Genomic DNA, 20,356 nt, shown 5'->3' with positions numbered 1-20,356 from the left:
CGCCTATTCATCGTCTAAGCCAAACGAACTCGGTGACGGCGCTGCCCGCTTCTTGGGCTTTCGTCTCGTACTTGGTGGTCGGGCGAACGGTCGAGATCGGCAGCCGGCTGTCGGGGTCGGCCCGGCGCAGCCGGGACTCGCCCGCGCCGACTTCGGCGATGTGTTCGGCATAGCCGGCGTGGTCCGTCGCAACGTGCAGGACACCACCAGGGAGTAGCCGGTCGGCTATCAAGCCAATCGTGCCGGGCTGCAGGAACCGGCGCTTGTGGTGCCGCGCCTTGGGCCACGGATCGGGGAAGAAGACGCGCACCCCGGTCAGCGACGCCGGGGTGATGAGCCGCTGCAGCACGTCGAGCGCGTTGCCGCGGATCAGCCGGATGTTGGTCACCGCGTCGCGGTCGATCGCGCACAGCAACTGCGCCAGCCCCCGCCGGTAGATCTCCACCGCGACCACATCGACGCCGGGCTCGTCCTTGGCCATCGCCAGCGTCGATGTGCCGCTGCCGCAACCGATTTCGAGCACCAGGGGCGCCTGGCGTCCGAACCACGAGCGGGTGTCCAGCGGCGGCTCTTCGCCGCCGGTTCCGTCCGCGGGGGCGCCCACCGACAGGCCGAGTTCGGGCCAGCGCCGCTCCCACGTCTGGCGCTGGGCGTCGGACAGGGCGGACCGTCGCGACCGGAACGCCGTCGCGGGGAGGTAGCGCTGGTCGGGGCGGGCCGATTCCCCGATCGGCGTGTCGGCAGACATCGCCACCCCGCGCTGCGCATGCATTTGTCCATGGTGGCCTATAAACCTTGGATGTAGCCGCCCCTGGTCCGGATTGATACCCAACAGTTGCCTTCAACTGGTAACTGATTAACGGTGGCTCGCTTCTTGGCGACGTGGATGCCACCATTCGGTGGGGCCGCCCGGCGCCGGCGCTGCACGCGGTAGCGGCGACGCCGACGGGGCGATCGGGTCATTCGGACCGAACAGGCGGGATATGAGGGGACAAGGACACCAGATTTTCGTCGAGGAGCTGGCGCGGTTTGCCGACGGGCTCGTCGACCCGCGGGTGACGGCGATCGCCCGGCGAACCGCCGCACCCCTGCGCGTGGTGGTCCGCGGCCGCCGGGGGGTCGGCCGCCGCACGGTGGCCCGCGCGCTGGACCGGGCGGGAGGCGCGTCGGGGATCGCGACGGACCTCCAGGTGAGCGCGGCGGCGCCCGACCGCGGCGCCGACGTGGTCGTCTATGTGGTCGCGGAGGTGGTCAAGCCCGAAGACGCCCATGCCATCGCGGCCGCCGGGCACCCGGTGGTGGCGGTGCTGAACAAGGCCGATCTGTCGGGCCGGCGCGGTGACGGGCCGATCGCGGCCGCCCGGGCGCGGTGCGCCGACCTGTCGGCGCTGATCGGCGTGCCCATGGAGCCGATGATCGGCCTGCTCGGGGACGCGCTCGACGCGCTGGACGACGCCGAGGACAACCCGCTGTGGGCGGCGCTACACGCGCTTGCCACGCACCCCGGGGCCGCCGCGTGCCTGGACGGTTCGTTCGCCGACTTCCTGGCGGCGGACGGCCCGGTGCTCACCGGCGTGCGTCAGCGCCTGCTGGACACCCTCGAGATGTTCGGCACCGCGCTGGCGGTGGCCGCGCTGCGCCAGGGCAGGTCCCGGGCGCAGGTCCGCGCCCTGCTGCGCCGGATGAGCGGCGTCGACGCCGTCCTGGCCAAGGTCGGGGCGCTCGGCGCCGAGGTGCGCTACCAGCGGGTGCTCGGGGCCGTCGCGGAATTGGAGGCGCTGGCCGCCGGCGGGGGCGAGCTCGGCGAGCAGATCGGCGGGTTCCTGTCCCGCGACGACACGGTGGTCGCCCGGATGGCGGCCGCGGTGGACCTGGCCGAGGCGGCCGGGCTGGATCCGGGCGGCCCCGAGTCGGCCGGCGTGGACCGCGACCCGTCCGCGCACCTGCCGCGCGCCGTGCGGTGGCAGCGCTACAGCCGCGCCTCGGCGAGCGAGCTGCACCGCGCCTGCGGCGCGGACATCGCCCGCGGATCGCTGCGGCTGTGGTCGCAGGCCTGCGCGTCACTGCCGGGGGAATCCTGGTGAGCGGCGAGGGCAACGATCCCGTCGCAGGGGTGGACGCGTTGGTGGCCGCGGCGGCGCCGGATCTGGATCCGCCGGCCGTTCAGCGTTGTGACGTGGTGCTGGTGACCGGCCCGTGGATGGCCGGGGTGAGCGCGGTGGCCACGGCGCTGCAAGGGCGCCTTCCGCAGCACAAGTTCGTGGAGTCGACGGACCTGGGACCCGGCGAGGTCCCGGTGACGGTGGTGTTCGTCGTGTCCGCGGCGGCCCACCTGACGGCCTCCGACTGCGCACTGCTCGACGCCGCGACCGAGCACACCGACGCGGTGGTCGGGGTGGTGTCCAAGATCGACGTGCATCGCAACTGGCGTGAGGTCGTCGCCGCCAACCGCGACGCGCTGGCCGCGCACGCGCCGCGCTTCGGCCGGGTGCCGTGGGTGGGCGCGGCGGCCCTGCCCGACGTCGGTGAGCCTGACGTCGACGACCTCGTCGACGCCGTCGCGGCGCAACTCGATGACCCCGACCTCGCCCGGCGAAACAGGTTGCGGGCGTGGGAATCTCGCCTACAAACGGTCAAGCGGCGGTTCGACCGCGACGTCGAGGGATCGGGTCGCCGCGCGCGGGTCGAGGCGCTGCGCGAAGAACGCAGCACGGCGTTGCAGCAGCGGCGGCAGGCGAAGAGCGAACGCACCATCACGCTGCGCGGTCAGATCCAGCAGGCTCGGGTGCAGCTGTCGCACTCCGCGCGTAACCAGTGCGCGACGGCGCGCACCGAGCTGCAGGAGCACGCGGCGGGATTGTCGCGGGGCGACATGTCCGGGTTCGAGGCGCACACGCGCGCCCGCCTCGACGAGGTGGTGGCCGAGGTCAACGACGGCACGGACGCGCAGTTGGCCGACGTCGCGCAGGTGGTGGGTGTGCCGATGGACCTGCCGTCGGTCGAGAAGCTCCCGCAGGTGGACGTCTCGGCGCCGCCGCTGAAGTCGCGGCGGCAGGAAACCTGGCTGATGATCCTGCTGGGCGTCGGCTTCGGGCTGGGGGTGGCGCTCACGCTGAGCCGGCTGATGAGCGGCGTGGTCTCGCGGCTCAACCCCGGGCTCGCCGTCGTCGCGGCCGTGGCGTGCGTGGCGATCTCGGTGGGGCTCACCTTTCTGGTGATCAACCTGCGCGGGCTGCTGCACGACCGGGCGCTGCTGGACCGCTGGGCGGGCGACGCGACGTCGTCGCTGCGGTCGGTGGTCGAGGAACTGGTCGCCACCCGCGTGCTGGTCGCCGAGTCGGTGCTGAGCAAAGCGTTGCTGGCCCACGACGAGGCCGAGAACGCGCAGGCGTCGGCCGCCGTCGGCGTCATCGACACCGAACTGCGCGAGCACGCGCTGGCCGCCGCGCGGGCTGCGGCCGCGCGGGATCGGGAGATGCCGGCGGTCGCCGCGGCGCTGCGGGCGGTGCGTGCAGAACTCGGAGAACCGGGTATACAACCGGCTGAAAGTCCTGCCGAAGATGCCGGTGGTGACGAAACCGAAAAACCCGCTTCGAGGAGCGAAGATGGCAACCCGTCGGGAGCTTCTGAATCGTTGTTGTGAGAAGGCTTATACCTGCCCGAGACTTCCCCGACAAGTTCCTCACGATAACCTGTAGTTAACGCCACCAAGTCCTTAATTATGTGGGCGACGGCATACCGAGCAACACGAGCCCGATACGCAACGAATCCAGGAGAGTTCGATGACCTCAGCGACCATTCCCGGTTTGGACATAGCACCCACGAATCACCAGGGCCTGCTGTCATGGGTGCAGGAGGTTGCCGAGCTCACCCAGCCCGACCGGGTGGTGTTCGCCGACGGCTCCGACGAGGAGTTCAACCGGCTGGCCGGGCAACTGGTCGAGGCCGGCACCCTGAAGAAGCTCAACGAGAAGAAGCACCCCAACTCCTACCTGGCGCTGTCCGACCCGTCCGACGTGGCGCGGGTGGAGTCGCGGACATTCATCTGCACCGAGCAGGAGAGCGGTGCCGGGCCGACCAACAACTGGATGGACCCGTCCGAGATGCGGTCCATCATGACCGACCTGTACCGGGGCTGCATGCGTGGCCGGACCATGTGGGTGGTGCCGTTCTGCATGGGTCCGCTGGGCGCCGACGACCCGAAGCTGGGTGTGGAGATCACCGACTCCGAGTACGTCGTCATCTCGATGAAGGTGATGACCCGGATGGGCAAGGCCGCGCTGGAGAAGATGGGCGACGACGGGTTCTTCGTCAAGGCGCTGCACTCGGTGGGGGCGCCCCTGGACGAGGGCCAACAGGACGTGCCGTGGCCGTGCAACGACACCAAGTACATCACCCACTTCCCGGAGACCCGCGAGATCATGAGCTACGGCTCGGGCTACGGCGGTAACGCCCTGCTGGGCAAGAAGTGCTACTCGCTGCGGATCGCCTCGGCCATGGCCCACGACGAGGGCTGGCTCGCCGAGCACATGCTGATCCTCAAGCTCATCTCCCCGGAGAACAAGGCGTACTACTTCGCCGCGGCGTTCCCGTCGGCGTGCGGCAAGACCAACCTGGCGATGCTGCAGCCGACCATCCCGGGCTGGCGCGCCGAGACGCTCGGCGACGACATCGCCTGGATGCGGTTCGGCAAGGACGGCCGGCTGTACGCGGTCAACCCCGAGTTCGGTTTCTTCGGCGTCGCGCCGGGCACCAACTGGAAGTCCAACCCCAACGCCATGCGCACCATCGAGGCCGGCAACACCGTCTTCACCAACGTCGCGCTCACCGACGACAACGACGTGTGGTGGGAGGGCCTGGAGGGCGACCCGCAGCACCTGATCGACTGGAAGGGCCGCGACTGGACGCCCGACTCCGACGAGAAGGCCGCCCACCCGAACTCGCGCTACTGCACGCCGATGTCGCAGTGCCCGATCCTGGCGCCGGAGTGGGACGACCCGCAGGGCGTGCCGATCTCGGGCATCCTGTTCGGCGCCCGCCGCAAGACGACCGTCCCGCTGGTGACGCAGGCGCGCGACTGGCAGCACGGCGTGTTCATGGGCGCCACCATGGGTAGCGAGCAGACCGCCGCCGCCGAGGGCAAGGTGGGCACCGTCCGCCGCGACCCGATGGCCATGCTGCCGTTCCTGGGGTACCACGTCGGTGACTACTTCCAGCACTGGCTCGACCTGGGCAAGAACGCCGACGAGTCCAAGATGCCGAAGGTGTTCTTCGTCAACTGGTTCCGTCGCGGCGAGGACGGCGGCTTCCTGTGGCCGGGCTTCGGCGAGAACAGCCGGGTGCTCAAGTGGATCGTCGACCGCATCGAGCACAAGGCCGGCGGCCAGGACACCCCGATCGGCATCGTGCCGAAGGCCGAGGACCTCGACCTGGACGGGCTCGACGCCAGCAGCGACGAGGTGGCCCAGGCGCTGGCGGTCAACGCCGCCGAGTGGCGCGAGGAACTGCCGCAGATCGAGGAGTGGTTCGAGTTCGTCGGCGAGAAGCTGCCGACCGGCGTCCGCGACGAGTTCGAGGCGCTCAAGCAGCGGCTGTCCGAAGCGGGCTGATCAGCCCGCCAGCCGCGAATTGGGGCTGGCCTTCTTCTGCGCGTACATCAGCTTGTCGGCGCGGGCGAGCAGTTCGCCCACGTTCGCGCCGTCGGAAACCGGCGCCCGCACGAAGCCGATGCTGGCCGAGAGACGGTAGGGCCGGTCGATGGTCGCGTTGAAATTCTCGAACGCGAGCGCGAGCCGCTCTTCGAGCGACGGGGTGTCGCCGGCGCTTTCGGTGACCATCACACAGAATTCGTCGCCGCCGATGCGGGCGAGGATGTCGGACTCGCGCCGGATGGTGCGCAGCACCCGGGCGACATCCTTGATGAGGCGGTCGCCCGTGTCGTGGCCGAGCTCGTCGTTGACTTTCTTGAGCCCGTCGACGTCGAGGAACGCGAGCACGCAGTTGTGGCCGAGGTGGTGCGACCCGCGAAGTTTCTGCTCGGCCAGTAGGTAGAAGCCGCGTCGATTGTTCAACCCGGTCAGCTCGTCGGTGACCGACAGCCGGCGGATCTCCTCGTTGGCGTCCTCGAGCGCGGCGGTGCGGTCGCGCACCCGCCGTTCCAGCTCGGAGTAGACCTGCACGTTCTCCATCGCGATCGACGTCGAATCCGCCAAAGCCTGCAGCAGGTGGACCTCTTGGTCGGACGGGTGATGCGGGTTGGCCCAGTAGTTGCCGATCGCGCCGATCGGTTCGAGCTTGCGGATCGGCACCATGACCAGGCTCTTGACGAAGGTGGGGCGGTACAGGGCGTGCGGGATGCGCGGGTCGCCGTAGATGTCGGGGATCACGGCCGCGTCGCGGTTGAGCATCGCCCAGCCGCTGATGCAGGACCTGATGGGGAAGCGGCTGCCCTTCCACAGCGGGGCGATCGCGTCCTCGTCGGCGTAATAGCAGCTGTCGTTGTCGCGGAGCACGAACGTCGCGCCGTCGCAGCCGGTGAGCTCGCGCGCCGAGGAGCGGACGATGCGCTGCAGGTCGGGCAGGCTACGCGCCAGCGACAGCTCCTGAATGGCGTGCACGAGCCGCTCCATGCCGTCGACATAGTCGGAAACGGCGAAAGTGGATGCGGCAGGCTCCGATTCTTGCCCGGCGGTCATGCGCACCTCCGTGCGACAGTGGCGCATCCCGCCGCGTTGCTCACCAAGGTCGGGTACCAGGGCCCACGGCGGTCTACTTGACTGCATTATGGCTGTCGACGCGCGCCGCGCGCCGGGATTGACGCAGAAAGTCCCGGGCCCACCCACCACTTAACACCCGTCAAGTTTGGCGGCGGTACAGTCTGCGCATGCAGATCCGCCCGTATCTCGGCGCCGACAAACCTGCTGTCATCCTGTACCCGTCCGGGACGGTCATCACCTTCGATGACCTCGAGGCCCGCGCCAATCGCCTGGCGCACCGGTTCCGCCAGGCGGGTCTGCGCGAGGGTGACACGGTCGCCATCCTGATGGAGAACAACGAGCACATCCACGCGGTGATGTGGGCCGCTCGCCGCAGCGGTTTGTACTACGTGCCCATCAACACCCACCTGACCGCGGCGGAGGCCGCCTACATCGTCGACAACAGCGCCGCCAAGGCGATCATCGGCTCGGCCGCGCTGCGCGAGACCTGCGCCGGCCTCGCCGAGCACCTGCCGCGCGGGCTGCCGGAACTGTTGCTGATCGCCGCCGAGAACGAAGACGATGGCCTGCCGGGCTGGGAGTGTTACCCGGAATGCGTTGCCGGCCAACCTGATACCCCGATCGACGACGAAATCGAGGGCGACCTGCTGCAGTACTCGTCGGGAACCACCGGCCGGCCCAAGGGCATCAAGCGCGAGTTGCCGCACGTCCCCCCGGCCGAGGCGCCCGGCATGATGTCGGCGCTGGTCGGTTTCTGGATGACGCCCGATTCGGTCTACCTCAGCCCCGCGCCGCTGTACCACACGGCGCCCTCGGTGTGGTCGATGAGCGCGCAGGCGGGCGGCATCACCACCGTGGTGATGGAGAAGTTCGACGCGCAAGGCTGCCTGGATGCCATCCAGCGCCACCGGGTCACCCACGGCCAGTTTGTGCCGGCGATGTTCACCCGGATGCTGAAACTGCCTGAGAACGTTCGTCATTCGTACGACCTGGGCAGCCTGCAGCGGGTGATGCACGCGGCGGCGCCGTGCCCGGTGGAGATCAAGAAGCAGATGATCGACTGGTGGGGGCCGATCATCGACGAGTACTACGCCTCCTCGGAGGCGCACGGGTCCACGCTGATCACCGCCGAGGATTGGCTGGCGCACCCGGGTTCGGTCGGCAAGCCCATGGGTGGTGCGGTGCACATCCTCGACGAGAACGGCAACGAGCTGCCGCCCGGCCAGGCCGGCGAGATCTACTTCGAGGGTGGGTATTCGTTCGAATACCTCAACGACCCAACGAAAACCGCGTCGTCGCGCTCCAAGCACGGCTGGGCCACCGTCGGCGACATCGGCTATCTCGACGACGAGGGCTACCTGTACCTGACCGACCGGCGCCACCACATGATCATCTCCGGCGGGGTGAACATCTACCCGCAAGAAGCCGAGAACCTTCTGGTCACCCACCCCAAGGTGATGGACGCGGCGGTGTTCGGTGTTCCCGACGACGAGATGGGCCAGCGCGTCATGGCGGTCGTGCAGACCGTCGACCCAGCGGATGCCACCGACGCGTTCGGCGATGAGCTGCTCGACTGGCTGCGGGATCGCCTGGCGCACTACAAATGTCCGCGATCGATCGCCTTCGAAGCGCAGCTGCCGCGCACCGACACCGGCAAGCTTTACAAGAACGGGCTGATCGAGAAGTACTCGGTGTAACCGATGCTGCGGGTGGTCGACCTGTCGAACGCGCCGGAGGGCGGCCCGGGCTCGCCGCCCGGCGTGATCGTCGCCGCCGGCTCGGCGGCCGACATCGCGCGGTCCGGAACCTGGCTTGACGCAGCGACTTTCACGCTGACCGAGGACGCCTGCGCCGACCGCCGGGTCGTCACCGTCGATTCCGTGCCCGATGCGCTGGGTGAGCTGACCGAACGCTGCGAGCGATGGCCGCACGCCAGCGGGATCTGTGACGACGTGTTGCGCGCGGTGGACCCCGGCGGCCCGACGCTGGCCGGGGTGGTGACCGAGTCGCTGGGGTATTCGACGCTGCAGTCCGGCCCGGAGTTCGCGCGGTGGCTGCAGGACCGCGGCCCGGTCCGCATGCCCGACATCGCCGACCCGGTGCGGGCGCACCGCGACGGCGACATCGTGCGCATCGCCTTCAATCGGCCGCAACGCCACAACGCGTTCTCCACGGATGCGCGCGCCGCGCTGTTGGAGGCGCTGGCTGTCGCGCAGCTGGATCCCTCGGTGACCGGCATCGTGTTGAGCGGCAACGGTCCATCGTTCTGCAGCGGTGGAGACCTCGCCGAATTCGGCACCTTCGCCGATCCGGCGAGCGCCCACCTGGCCCGCACCCGGCACAGCCCCGCCCTGGCGCTCGACGCGCTGACCGCGCGGCTGGGCCGGGCGTGCCGGGCCGAGGTGCACGGCCGGGTGATGGGCAGCGGGCTGGAGATGGCCGCGTTCTGCGGGTGGGTCACCGCCCGCGGCGACGCGGTGTTCGGGCTACCCGAATTGGCGCTCGGGCTGATCCCCGGCGCCGGCGGCACCGTCAGCGTCACCCGCCGGATCGGGCGTTGGCGCACAGCGTATCTCGTGCTGTCCGGCCACACCGTCGACGCCGAGACCGCGCTGGCCTGGGGGTTGGTGGACGAGACCTAGCAACCTCGACGCCCCCCGTTTGACGTCAGAAGCCCGAATACGTGGTCGTGGTCGTCGAGGGCAGGTGGGAGACGACAAGCACCCCGGCGACGACGTAGATGAGCACGAAGATCACCGCGGCGACGACGCCCACGATGGCGCCGATGATGGCCCACTTCTTGGCGTTGTTGGCGGCCTCCTGCGCCTCGGCGTAGCGGCCCTGCGCCCACAGCCCGGAGACCTTGTTGGAGTACACAATCGAGACGATCCCCAACGGCAAACAGCACAGCACCGTGCACAGGATCGCCCAGACCAGATAGTTCTCGGGTTCCGGCTGGCCCTGCCAGCCCGGCTGCGGCGCCGGCCATCCCGCGGGCGGCTGGCCCGGCCACGCCGGCGGCTGCTGCGGCGGATACCCCGGCGGCTGGCCCTGCCATTCCGGTTGCTGGCCTTGCCATTCCGGTTGCTGGCCTTGCCATTCCGGTTGTTGACCCGGCCATTCTGGCGAACCGCCGGGCGGCGCGGGAGGATAACTCATGGCGGCTGCCTTTCCCTTGGTTCGAAGTCAGGCAAATATACTCCCAAACGTCATTCTGCGGCCGCGCGATTGACGAGCCCGGGTCAGATCCCGCCCCGCGTCACCAGTTGCCGGGCGATCACATTGCGTTGGATCTCGTTGGTGCCTTCGCCGACGATCATCAGCGGCGCGTCCCGGAAGTAGCGTTCCACGTCGTATTCGGTGGAATAGCCGTAGCCGCCGTGGATTCGCACCGCGTTCAGCGCGATCTCCATCGCCACCTCGGACGCGAACAGTTTCGCCATCCCGGCTTCCATGTCGCAGCGTTCACCGCTGTCGTAGCGCTCGGCGGCGTAACGGGTGAGCTGGCGCGCCGCGGTGAGTTTGGTCGCCATGTCGGCCAGGTAATTGCCCACCGACTGGTGCTGCCAGATCGGCCGCCCGAAGCTTTCCCGCTGCTGGGCGTAGGCCAGCGCATCCTCGAGCGCGGCCGTGGCCACGCCCAGGGCGCGGGCGGCCACCTGGATGCGCCCCGTTTCGAGCCCCTTCATCATCTGTGAAAAGCCTTCGCCCGCAACGCCACCCAGTATCGCCGTTTGCGGCACCCGGAAATCGTCGAAGGACAGCTCGCAGGACTCCACGCCCTTGTAGCCCAGCTTGGGCAGATCCCGCGACACCGTCAGGCCCGGCCCGTGCTCGACGAGCACGATCGAGATGCCGGTGTGGCGCGGCGTGGCGTTCGGGTCGGTCTTGCACAACAGCGCGATCAGCCCGGAGCGGCGGGCGTTGCTGATCCAGGTCTTGGACCCGTTGATCACCAGAGCGCCGGCACCGTCGCTGCGCGCGGTGGTCGCCATGTTCTGCAGGTCCGAGCCGCCGCCCGGCTCGGTCAACGCCATCGTGGCGCGCACCTCCCCGCTGGCCATCCGCGGCAGGTAGGACCGCTTCTGCTCCTCGGTGCCGAACAGCGTCAACAGCTTGGCGACCACGGTGTGCCCGCCCATCGCGCCGGCCAGGCTCATCCAGCCACGCGCCAATTCCTCGGTGACCCGCACGTAGCACGGCATCGACACCGGCGAACCGCCGTACTCCTCGGGCACGGCCAGCCCGTAGATGCCGATCCGCTTCATCTGCTCGATCCACGCCTCGGGATAGGCATTGGCGTGTTCGGCCTCGCGCACGCTCGGCTTGACCTCGCGGTCGATGAACGCCCGCACCGTAGCGACCAGCATGTCCTCTTCGTCATTCACCTGTCAGCACCTCAACGATTCGCGCCGAACGTCGACTTGGTCGGCAAAACCTCAAGAATCGGCACCACAAGTCGACGTTGGGGCCTGATCCGGATTGACCCTCGATTCCACAGCCTGCCAGCATGTGGCGTTGTGACTAGTGACGGGTATGCGCGGATTCGCGAGGGTGGACCGTACTTCGACGACCTCTCGGTGGGGCAGGTGTTCGACTGGGCGCCGTCGATGACGCTGTCGTCCGGCTTGGCGGGCGCGCACCAGGCGATCGTCGGGGACCGGCTGCGCCTGGCGCTCGACGCCGATCTGTGTGGGGCCGTGACGGGGCTGCCCGCGCCGCTGGCGCACCCGGCGCTGGTGTGCGACGTGGCGATCGGCCAGTCGACGCTGGCGACGCAGCGGGTCAAGGCCAACCTGTTCTATCGCGGCCTGGTGTTTCACCGGTTCCCGGTCATCGGCGATTCCCTCTATACCCGCACCGAAGTGGTTGGGCTGCGGGCCAATTCACCCAAGCCGGGCCGCGCCCCAACGGGCTTGGCGGCGCTGCGGATGATCACGATCGACCAGGCCGACCAGTTGGTGCTCGACTTCTACCGCTGCGGCATGCTGCCCGCCAGTCCGGATTTCGATCCCGACAACGCACCGCACGACGACCTGTCCACCATCGGCGCCGACGTGCCCGCCCCGGCCCACGATCCGACCGCCCAGTGGGACGCCGCGGTTTTCCGCACCAAGGTGCCCGGGCCGCACTTCGACCCCGACCAGGCGGGCTCGGTGCTGCACAGCACCGCCGACGTCGTCACCGGCGCCCCCGAACTCGCCCGGCTCACCCTCAATATCGCTGCGACCCACCATGATTCGCGGGTCGGCGGACGCCGGCTGGTGTACGGCGGGCATACCATCGGGCTGGCGCTCGCGCAGGCCTGCAGGCTGCTGCCCAACCTGGTCACCGTGCTGGGCTGGCAGTCGTGCGATCACACCGGCCCCGTGCACGAGGGTGACACGCTCTACAGCGAGCTGCACATCGAATTTGCCGAACCGACCGAGCACGGGGGAGTGCTCGGGCTGCGGTCGCTGGTGTATGCGGTTGGCGAGGCGGAGGAGGGCCCGGACCGGCCGGTGCTGGACTGGCGGTTCCGCGCGCTGCAGTTCTAACGACGATGCGTGCCACGAGCACAATGGGGGGCGTGAGCTCGGCGGCGACCACCTGGGGAAGCAGTGGGCTGGCCTACCTGACGGGCCTGCCCGACGGCCCCGCCGACTTCTCCCGGGCCCGTGTGCTGCCCCGCGCGCAGGAGGTGGCGGCGGCCATCGGCGGCCGCTGGGGCGTGCAGGTCGACGCGGCCGGGCTGCTGACCGGGCGGGCCGCCCTGCGGGGCCTGACCCGCGCCGGCCGGGTGTCGCCCGGCGGCGCCACCCGCCTGCTCGCGGCGCGGGACGGCTGGTGCGCGCTCACCCTCTCGCGCGCCGACGACCTCGCCGCCGTCCCCGCGCTGCTGCAGGCCGACGAGGTGGCCGTCGACCCGTGGCCGCAGCTGCAACGGTGGGTCGCCGCCCGTGCGGTCCCCGAAATCGTCGAGCGGGCGGCGCTGCTCGACATCCCGGCGGCGGGCCTGGGCGAGGTGACGGCCGCGCCGCCCCGCACGCGCCGAATCGGGCCGCCGGCGCCCGCGCGCGCGCCGCGCGGCCTGCTGGTGGCCGACCTGTCGTCGATGTGGGCGGGCCCGCTGTGCGGCCAGCTGCTGGCCCGCGCCGGGGCGACGGTCGTCAAGGTGGAAAGCCCGCGCCGCCCGGACGGCACCCGCGCCGGAGACCAATCCTTTTTCGACTGGATGAACCACGAAAAGCTCTGCTATGGACTCGATTTCGACAGCCAGACCGACGAACTGCGCGAGCTCCTCACCGTCAGCGACGTCGTCATCGAGGGCTCCCGTCCGGCCGGGCTGGCGCGCCGGGGCCTCGGACCGGACGACGTCGCACCGCGGCCGGGCCAAATCTGGTTGCAAATCACCGCCTATGACGGCCGCAGGCCGGGATTCGGGGACGACGCCGCGGTGGGCGGCGGCCTGGTGGGGACCAGCGACGAGGGGCCGGTGTTCTGCGGCGACGCCATCGCCGACCCGCTGACCGGGCTACAGGCCGCCCTGGCGGTGGCCGAGTCCCTGGCGCGTGGCGGGGGCGAGTTGATCCGGCTGTCCATGGCGTCGGTCGCCGCGACCTACGCGGGGCTGCCGACCGGGTCGTCGGTTTCGCCCGCGACGGTGTCCCCGCCGTCGGCTCCGCCGGCGTCCCCACCGGCGTCCGGGCTGGGCGCCGACAACGGGGCGGTGCGCCGGCTGGTCGGCCAAAGGCGTTGCCTGTCATGCTGATTCGGCAGGCCACCCTGCTGGATGGGACCGTGACCGACATCCGGGTGGGCACGCAGATCGAGGAGATGGCGCCCTCGGGTGAGGGCCTGACGCCCCGGGCGGGGGAGGGTGTGCTCTACGCGGGCGGCGGAACCGTGCTGCCCGGGCTGCACGACCACCACGTGCACCTGCGCTCGGCGGCTTCGGCGCTCGATTCGTTTTTCGTCGGGCCGCCCGGGGTCAGCAGCGAAGCCGAGCTCACCCAGTTATTGGCGAACGCCACGCCCGGGCCCGACGGGTGGATTCGCGCTGTCGGTTACCACGATTCGGTCGCCGGAGAACTCGACCGGACCGCGCTGGACGCGATGGTCCGCAGCGTTCCCGTGCGCATCCAGCACCGCAGCGGTGCGCTGTGGATCCTCAACTCCGAGGCGCTGGGCCGGGTCGGCCTGGCCGAACACCCCGACGGCCGACTGCGCAGCGCCGACGACGGCTGGTCGCAGGCCCTCGACCGGCGCGAAACCGACCTGGCCGAACTCAGCCGCCGCATCACGGCGACCGGCGTCACCGGCGTCACCGATGCCACCCCCGACCTCAACGCCGACGACAGGGCCTCGCTCTCGGCGGCGCACGGCCGCGGCGAGTTCCGGCCACGGGTCAGCTTCCTGTCCCCGGGCAAGAAGATCCTGCACGACGACCGCCTCGACCTCGACGGCCTCACGGAATGGATTGCCCGGCAGCACAACACGGGGCTACCGGTGGCCGTGCACTGCGTGACCGCCGCCCAGCTGGTGGTGACCATCGCGGCCCTGCGCGCGGCCGGTGGCCACCCGCGGGACCGCATCGAACACGCCGCGGTGGTGCCCGACGACAACGTGGCCGATCTCGTCGAGCTCGGGGTCACCGTCGTCACCCAGCCCAACTTCGTCGCCGAGCGCGGCGATCAGTACCTCGCCGAGGTGCCCGCCGCCGAGCACGATCAGCTGTGGCGCGTCGCGGCGCTGCGCGACGCGGGCGTGCCGGTCGCGCTGTCCACCGACATGCCGTTCGGCCATGGCGACCCGTGGACGGCGATGCGTGCCGCGGTGCACCGCACCACACCGAGCGGCGCCGTTCTGGGCGCCGGCGAATGTGTCTCGCCGTCAACGGCTTTGACGATGTTTCTGGGCCGGGCGGATCAGCCGGACCGGGCGCGCGCCGTGCGCGCCGGGCAGCCGGGCGACCTGTGCGTGCTCAGTGAGCCGCCGGCGACGGCGCTGGCGGAACTCGACGCCGGCATGGTGGCCGCCACCGTCATCGGCGGCGAGCTGGTGTACTTCGCGATGTGACCGGCGATCAGGACGCCGGCGCGAGCGCCGCGCGCAGGATGTCGCATTGGCTGGCGAAGAACTGTTGCGACACTTGAAGTTTCGGTGCGATCAGGTCGAATCCGTGGAAGGCGCCGGGAACGATCTCGACCTGGCACGGCACCCCGGCGGCCTTGAGGCGTTCGGCGTAGGCCAAGTCCTCGTCGTGGAACAGGTCGTGGGTGCCCACACCGATCCACGCCGGCGGCAGGCCGCTGAGGTCCTCGCGCCGCGCCGGCACGGCGACCTGCGGGTCCGCGTTGCCCAGGTAGGCGTCCCAGCCGAATCGGTTGCTGCGGTTGTCCCAGAGGCGGTAGTTCGCGCTGGGCGCGGTGGCCGAACTGCGGTCGTCGAGCATGGGATAGGTCAGCAGCTGGAACGAGGGGCTCACCTCGGCGCGGTCGCGGGCCAGCAGCGCCAGGGCCGCGGCGAGTCCACCGCCGGCGCTGGCGCCGCCGATGGCAACCCGGTACCGGTCCACCGACGGCAGGCCGGCGAGCCAGCTCAGCGCCGCGTAGCAGTCTTCCAGCGGTGCGGGATACGGATGTTCGGGCGCCAGACGATATTCCACCGACGCGACGGTGATGCCGAGGCGCCTGCTGAACCCGCTGCACAACCGGTCGTCCTGCCGGGCGTCGCCGATCACGTATCCGCCGCCATGGATCCACAACAGCGCGGGCGTCGGCTCGCTGACGCCCGCGGGCCGGAACAGCCGAACCCCGGCACCCGACTCCAGGGTGATCACCTCGACGTCGCGGACGGGCTTGCCCAGGCGTGACCGCCAGGCCATCGCTTTCCGCATGACGGGCAGGGTGCGGGGGCCGACGAGTCGCCGAGGGGCGAAGCGGGCGAGTCTTTGCAGGTCAGGATGAACAGCGTCGTTCGTCACCGATCCAGTATCACCGACGGGGAAAATCAAGGGACAGCTATCAGTGATCAGACACCGGGAGGCAGCGTGCCCCAGCTCGCGACGCGATTCGTCGACACGGCCCTCGGGACGCTTCGGGTCCAGGTGAGCGACGGGGCCGGGCCCGCGGTCCTGATGTGGCCCAGCCTGCTGATGACGGGCGAGCTGTGGGCCGGTCAGGCCGAACGCTTCGGCGACAGCCATCGCCTGGTGCTCATCGACCCGCCCGGCCACGGCGGCAGCACACCGCTGAGCGGGCCGTTCAGCTTTCCCGACTGCGCGCGTTGCGTCGTCGACCTGCTGGACGGGCTCGGCATCGACCGGGCCCACTTCGTCGGCAATTCCTGGGGCGGGATGATCGGCGGCACCTTCGCCGCCCTGCACCCCGACCGGGTCGACCGCGCCGTGCTGATGAATTGCACGGCCTCCAAAGCCGGTGTCGCGCAAAAGGTTCAGTACGCCGCCATGCTGTGGCTGGCGCAAATGCTCGGCGGCATCCGGCCGCCGCTGACGGGCCCGAGCATCCGCGCCTTCCTGGGGCCGACCACGCTGCGCACCCGCCCGGATGTGGTCGAGACCGTGCGGGCGAACGTGACTGCGGTGAACACCGATTCGGTGCGCTGGGCGGTGCGCAGCGTCGTGTCGGCCCGGCCCGACCAGCACGCCCTGCTGGGGCGCGTCACCGCGCCGGTGCTGGTGGTCGCCGGCGCGGAGGACGCCACCTTCCCGGTGGCCGAAACCCGGGCCATGGCCGAGTCGATCCCCACCGCGTCCTTCGCCGTGCTGGACGGGGTCGCGCACCTCGCGGCGCTGGAGCACCCCGCCCGGGTGAACGCGCTGCTGGAGTCGTTTCTGTTCGGGTGACGCGACACATTTATCGAACCGAAACACGCGCTGCGACGTAGCCCTAACGGGTCCGCGCAGGGCCCACAACGCTGTGGATTAACCGGGCCGCGATCGGGGTATCGGTGCAATGCTGGCGAACGTGCTTGCCGTCAGCTTGTTGGGGTTGTCGGCTCGTGTTCGCAACGTCCCGCCTGGGGCCGAGCGTCTGCAGGCCGCCCGATCGGCCGCGACGCGAGGGGCGAGACATGCTGGGGCAGCTTTACGATCGGGCGCTCGGCGGGGAGCGATGTTGGATCCGTCATGACGACGGCGAACTGCGGCCGCTGCCGGCGCACCGCTGGCTGGGCGTGCGATGTCCCCCGAACGGCTCCGGCGTAGCCGATGACGCCGTCGACGAGGTTTTCGACGAAGCCGTCACGCAGATGTGCACCGGGCCGACCATCGAGCTGGGCTGCGGTCCGGGGCGGTTGGTGGCGAGGCTGATCCAGCGGGGCATCCCCGCGCTCGGCATCGACCGGTCCGCGACCGCGATCCAGCTGGCGGGTCGCGGCGGTGCGCCGGCCCTGTTGGGGGACGTGTTCGAGGAGCTGCCCGGAACGGGCTTGTGGCAGACGGTCCTACTGGTCGACGGCAACGTCGGCCTGGGCGGGGACCCGCTGCGCATTCTCGGGCGCGCATTCGAGCTGTTGGCCCGCGGCGGCCGGTGCATCGCCGAATTCGAAGCCGAGACCATCGGCATCCGGTCGCGCTGGGTCCGCCTCGAGTCGTCGTGCGAGGTCGGGCCCTGGTTTCGCTGGGCCACCGTCGGGGTGGACAGCGCCGCGGCGCTGGCCGCGCAGGTGGGGCTGACGCTGACCGGCGTCCGCCTGATCGGCGACCGGGTGATCGCCAGCCTGGCGGCGGTCTGAGCGTGTCGCACGCAGCTAAATCCGCCGCGCGCAGCGAACCGCCAAATGCATTCCAGACAGGGTCAATAACCCATTCAGCGACCCCGCCGGGCAAAGCGAAATCGCAACCATAGCCGGTTCTACGTAAACATCAGTTTCGCCGACCTACCCGGGGGTACAGTTCCCGACATGACGGCGAACCGACCTGGCATCACACCGTGGGTGAAATGGTTGCTGCGGGCCGGGCCCGCCGACTATGCGCTGGCGCTGAGCGAGGCCGGGGCCTCGCTGCCGGTGGTCGGCAAACACCTCGAGCCGCTGGCCGCGATGACCGCCATGGGCGTCTGGGGTGCCAGGCACGCGCCGGCGGCGATTTCCGCGGCGACCAAGGACTGGTTCACCCCGGGGATCAACGACGCGCGGCGCCGGGACCGGGAGAGCACGCAGCAGGTCTCCCTCGCTGCGCTGCGGGGCGTCGTGTCGGCGGCGGATCTCGAAATGGATTGGCCGGCGGCCGAACGGACCCCGCCGATCTGGGAGGGCCTGCGGCAGCGCCGCCACCTGTATCGCCGCGGCGTCCACTACGGGGACCACCCCGCGCAGGTCCTCGACGTCTGGCGTCGCGCCGACTTGCCCGCCCAGCCCGCGCCGGTCCTGATCTTCCTGCCCGGCGGCGCCTGGGTGCATGGCAAGTGCATGGGTCAGGGGTCCGCGCTGATGTCACGGCTGGCCGAGCAGGGGTGGGTGTGCCTGGCGGTCGACTACCGCGTCGCGCCGCACCACCGCTGGCCGCGCCACATCGTCGACGTCAAAACCGCCATCGCGTGGGCGCGCGCCAACGTCGACAAGTTCGGCGGTGACCGCAATTTCGTTGCGATAGCGGGGTGTTCGGCCGGCGGCCACCTGTGCGCGCTGGCCGGCCTGACCGCCGATGACCCGCAGTACCAGGCGAAGCTGCCCGAGGGTGCGGACACGTCGGTGGACGCGGTCGTCGGAATCTATGGCCGCTACGACTGGGAGGACCGCTCGACGCCGGAGCGGGAGCGGTTCGTCGACTTCCTGGAGCGGGTGGTGGTCAGGAAATCGATCGCCCGTCACCCCGAGGTTTTCCGGGCCGCCTCGCCGATCGCCCGGGTGCACCGTAATGCGCCGCCCTTCCTGGTGATTCACGGCAGCAAGGACAGCGTCATCCCCGTCGAGCAGGCGCGCAGCTTCGTCGAACGGCTGAGGACGGTGTCGCATTCGACGGTCGGCTACCTGGAGCTGCCGGGCGCGGGCCATGGATACGACCTCATCGACGGCGAGCGGGCCGGCGCGGCCGCGCACGTCGCCTCGCTGTTCCTCAACCAGGTTTATCGCGCCAAGACACGGATCGGGGCAAAAGAGGTTATCTGACCCGGCGCCGCTGAGTATTGTCCCTCTATGGGTAAGGGGTGGCGGTGAAGAGGCTTAGCGGCTGGGACTCGGTGCTGCTGTACAGCGAAACGCCGAACGTGCACATGCACACCATCAAGGCCGCCGTCATCGAACTGGACGCCGATCGGCGTTCCCTGGACGTCGACGCGTTCCGGCAAGTCATCGCCGGCCGGCTGAACAAGCTCGATCCGTTCTGCTACCAGCTCATCGAGGTCCCGCTCAACTTCCACCACCCGATGTGGCGGGAGAACTGCGAGGTCGACCTCGACTATCACATTCGCCCGTGGCAGGTGGCGCCGCCCGGGGGTCGCCGCGAGCTGGACGAGGCCATCGGGCAAATCGCCAGCACCCCGCTCGATCGCAGCCGCCCGCTCTGGGAGATGTACTTCGTGGAAGGGTTGGCCAACAACAGGATTGCGGTGGTCGGCAAAATTCACCACGCGCTCGCCGACGGCGTCGCGTCGGCGAATTTGTTGGCCCGCGGCATGGACCTGCAGCCGTGCCCGGAGGGCGGACCGTACATGTGCGACCCGCCCCCGACCACGCGACAGCTCATGGCCTCGGCGTTCGCCGACCACGTCCGCCACGTCGGGCGGCTGCCGCACACCATCCGCTACACCGCACAGGGTTTGGGCCGGGTGCGCCGCAGCGCGCGCAAATTCTCCCCGGAATTGACGCGACCGTTCGAGCCGCCGCCGACGTTCATGAACCACAAGATCACGCCGGAGCGCCGGTTCGCCACCGCCACACTGGCTCTGGCCGACGTCAAGGAGACCGGCAAGCGGCTCGGGGCGACCATCAACGACATGGTCCTGGCCATGGCGACGGGCGCGTTGCGCACCCTGCTGTTGCGCTACGACGGCAAGGCCGAACCGTTGCTGGCGTCGGTGCCAATGAGTTTCGACTTCTCACCCGAGCGGATCTCCGGCAACCGTTTCACCGGCGTGCTGGTGGGCCTACCGACCGATTCCGACGATCCGCTCGAGCGGGTGCGGTGCGCCCACGAGAACGCCATCGCCGCCAAGGAAAGCAATCAGCTGATGGGACCGGAGTTGGTCAGCCGGTGGGCGGCCTACATGCCGCCCGGACCCACCCAGGCGTTCTTCCGGTGGGCGTCCGGCCGCGACGGCCACAACAGGATCCTGAACCTGAACATCTCCAACGTCCCGGGGCCGCGGGAGCGCGGCCGGGTCGGCGGGGCGCTCGTCACCGAGATCTATTCGGTGGGCCCGTTGACGGCCGGCAGTGGGCTCAACATCACCGTGTGGAGTTATGTCGATCAGCTCAACATCTCGGTGCTCGCCGACGGGGCCACGTGCAAGGATCCGCACGAGGTGACCGACGCCATGGTCGACGACTTCATCGAAATACGCAGGGCCGCAGGGTTTTCGGAGAAGCTCACCACCGTCGAAGCCGCGATGGCACCGGCCTGACCGGCCCGGCCCGGTCGGTGACCGCGCCCGGCGGTAACCCGAATCTCGCCGGCACGTTAACGCCGTTCCCGTCGA

General features: G+C 70.0%; 17 protein-coding genes. 12 read left to right on the top strand and 5 right to left on the bottom strand.

Going from position 1 to position 20,356, the window contains the following annotated elements; translation table 11 throughout:
- Positions 1-7 precede the first annotated feature (7 nt).
- Positions 8-790: a tRNA (guanosine(46)-N7)-methyltransferase TrmB gene (trmB, locus tag AC0KTM_RS23510; RefSeq protein ID WP_225330353.1), complete on the bottom strand. Its 783-nt coding sequence runs from the start codon at positions 788-790 to the stop codon at positions 8-10.
- Positions 791-983: 193 nt separating this feature from the next.
- Here trmB and AC0KTM_RS23505 point away from each other — a divergent pair, with 193 nt between their 5' ends.
- The 3 genes from AC0KTM_RS23505 to AC0KTM_RS23495 all read left to right on the top strand — a co-directional run bounded on the left by AC0KTM_RS23505 (position 984) and on the right by AC0KTM_RS23495 (position 5,609).
- The gene (locus tag AC0KTM_RS23505; protein WP_472416829.1) at positions 984-2,084 is read left to right on the top strand and encodes a hypothetical protein; all 1,101 of its coding nucleotides are present in this window, start codon (positions 984-986) and stop codon (positions 2,082-2,084) included.
- On the top strand, positions 2,078-3,643 hold the full coding sequence (locus AC0KTM_RS23500) for a hypothetical protein (RefSeq protein ID WP_472417543.1): 1,566 nt from the start codon (positions 2,078-2,080) through the stop codon (positions 3,641-3,643). Before AC0KTM_RS23505 ends, AC0KTM_RS23500 begins: the two co-directional genes overlap by 7 nt.
- Positions 3,644-3,782: 139 nt before the next feature.
- Complete coding sequence (locus AC0KTM_RS23495; RefSeq protein WP_472416827.1) at positions 3,783-5,609, top strand: phosphoenolpyruvate carboxykinase (GTP); 1,827 nt, start codon at positions 3,783-3,785, stop codon at positions 5,607-5,609.
- Here AC0KTM_RS23495 and AC0KTM_RS23490 read toward each other — a convergent pair whose 3' ends face one another.
- Entirely contained in the window at positions 5,610-6,695 is a 1,086-nt protein-coding gene (locus AC0KTM_RS23490) for a GGDEF domain-containing protein (protein WP_225330347.1), read from the bottom strand.
- Positions 6,696-6,883: 188 nt separating this feature from the next.
- Here AC0KTM_RS23490 and fadD4 point away from each other — a divergent pair, with 188 nt between their 5' ends.
- A complete protein-coding gene (gene fadD4, locus AC0KTM_RS23485) occupies positions 6,884-8,413 on the top strand; it encodes a fatty-acid--CoA ligase FadD4 (RefSeq protein ID WP_238957103.1) in 1,530 nt (509 codons plus the stop codon).
- 3 nt (positions 8,414-8,416) lie between these two features.
- Positions 8,417-9,358 carry an enoyl-CoA hydratase/isomerase family protein gene (locus tag AC0KTM_RS23480; protein ID WP_238957102.1) on the top strand — a complete coding sequence of 314 codons (942 nt, stop codon included), beginning with the start codon at positions 8,417-8,419 and terminating at the stop codon, positions 9,356-9,358.
- A gap of 25 nt (positions 9,359-9,383) precedes the next feature.
- On the opposite strand, the gene AC0KTM_RS23475 is transcribed toward AC0KTM_RS23480, so the two are convergent.
- Both AC0KTM_RS23475 and AC0KTM_RS23470 read right to left on the bottom strand, forming a co-directional pair.
- Positions 9,384-9,875 (bottom strand): CD225/dispanin family protein, encoded by a 492-nt coding sequence (locus AC0KTM_RS23475; protein ID WP_472416825.1) that lies wholly within the window; start codon positions 9,873-9,875, stop codon positions 9,384-9,386.
- Between the two features lie 83 nt (positions 9,876-9,958).
- On the bottom strand, positions 9,959-11,104 hold the full coding sequence (locus tag AC0KTM_RS23470) for an acyl-CoA dehydrogenase family protein (RefSeq protein WP_225330343.1): 1,146 nt from the start codon (positions 11,102-11,104) through the stop codon (positions 9,959-9,961).
- Between the two features lie 132 nt (positions 11,105-11,236).
- Between AC0KTM_RS23470 and AC0KTM_RS23465 the strand changes: the two genes are divergently transcribed.
- Genes AC0KTM_RS23465 through AC0KTM_RS23455 form a run of 3 tightly spaced genes read left to right on the top strand, consistent with a single transcriptional unit; the run spans position 11,237 to position 14,774 of the window.
- Complete coding sequence (locus AC0KTM_RS23465; RefSeq protein WP_472416823.1) at positions 11,237-12,253, top strand: MaoC family dehydratase; 1,017 nt, start codon at positions 11,237-11,239, stop codon at positions 12,251-12,253.
- 23 nt (positions 12,254-12,276) lie between these two features.
- Entirely contained in the window at positions 12,277-13,467 is a 1,191-nt protein-coding gene (locus AC0KTM_RS23460) for a CoA transferase (protein WP_472416821.1), read from the top strand.
- Entirely contained in the window at positions 13,461-14,774 is a 1,314-nt protein-coding gene (locus AC0KTM_RS23455) for an amidohydrolase family protein (RefSeq protein WP_472416819.1), read from the top strand. The genes AC0KTM_RS23460 and AC0KTM_RS23455 overlap by 7 nt, the downstream gene beginning before the upstream one ends.
- Before the next feature lie 7 nt (positions 14,775-14,781).
- Here the strand turns inward: AC0KTM_RS23455 and AC0KTM_RS23450 are convergent, their stop codons facing one another.
- Positions 14,782-15,681, bottom strand: a complete 900-nt coding sequence (locus AC0KTM_RS23450) for an alpha/beta hydrolase (RefSeq protein ID WP_472416817.1) — start codon at positions 15,679-15,681, stop codon at positions 14,782-14,784.
- A gap of 153 nt (positions 15,682-15,834) precedes the next feature.
- On the opposite strand from AC0KTM_RS23450, the gene AC0KTM_RS23445 reads away from it, so the two are divergent.
- The 4 genes from AC0KTM_RS23445 to AC0KTM_RS23430 all read left to right on the top strand — a co-directional run bounded on the left by AC0KTM_RS23445 (position 15,835) and on the right by AC0KTM_RS23430 (position 20,281).
- The gene (locus AC0KTM_RS23445; RefSeq protein WP_472417541.1) at positions 15,835-16,563 is read left to right on the top strand and encodes an alpha/beta fold hydrolase; all 729 of its coding nucleotides are present in this window, start codon (positions 15,835-15,837) and stop codon (positions 16,561-16,563) included.
- A 227-nt stretch (positions 16,564-16,790) separates the two neighbouring features.
- Positions 16,791-17,453 (top strand): class I SAM-dependent methyltransferase, encoded by a 663-nt coding sequence (locus tag AC0KTM_RS23440; RefSeq protein WP_225330256.1) that lies wholly within the window; start codon positions 16,791-16,793, stop codon positions 17,451-17,453.
- Positions 17,454-17,621: 168 nt separating this feature from the next.
- Positions 17,622-18,827 (top strand): alpha/beta hydrolase, encoded by a 1,206-nt coding sequence (locus AC0KTM_RS23435; protein ID WP_225330257.1) that lies wholly within the window; start codon positions 17,622-17,624, stop codon positions 18,825-18,827.
- A gap of 44 nt (positions 18,828-18,871) precedes the next feature.
- Positions 18,872-20,281, top strand: a complete 1,410-nt coding sequence (locus tag AC0KTM_RS23430) for a WS/DGAT/MGAT family O-acyltransferase (protein ID WP_225330258.1) — start codon at positions 18,872-18,874, stop codon at positions 20,279-20,281.
- The last annotated feature ends 75 nt before the right edge of the window (positions 20,282-20,356 follow it).

The organism is Mycobacterium sp. NTMscope_Eco_3 (assembly GCF_976985685.1).
The sequence above is the reverse complement of the archived record's forward strand: the minus strand, read 5'-3'. Positions and strand labels throughout refer to the sequence as shown.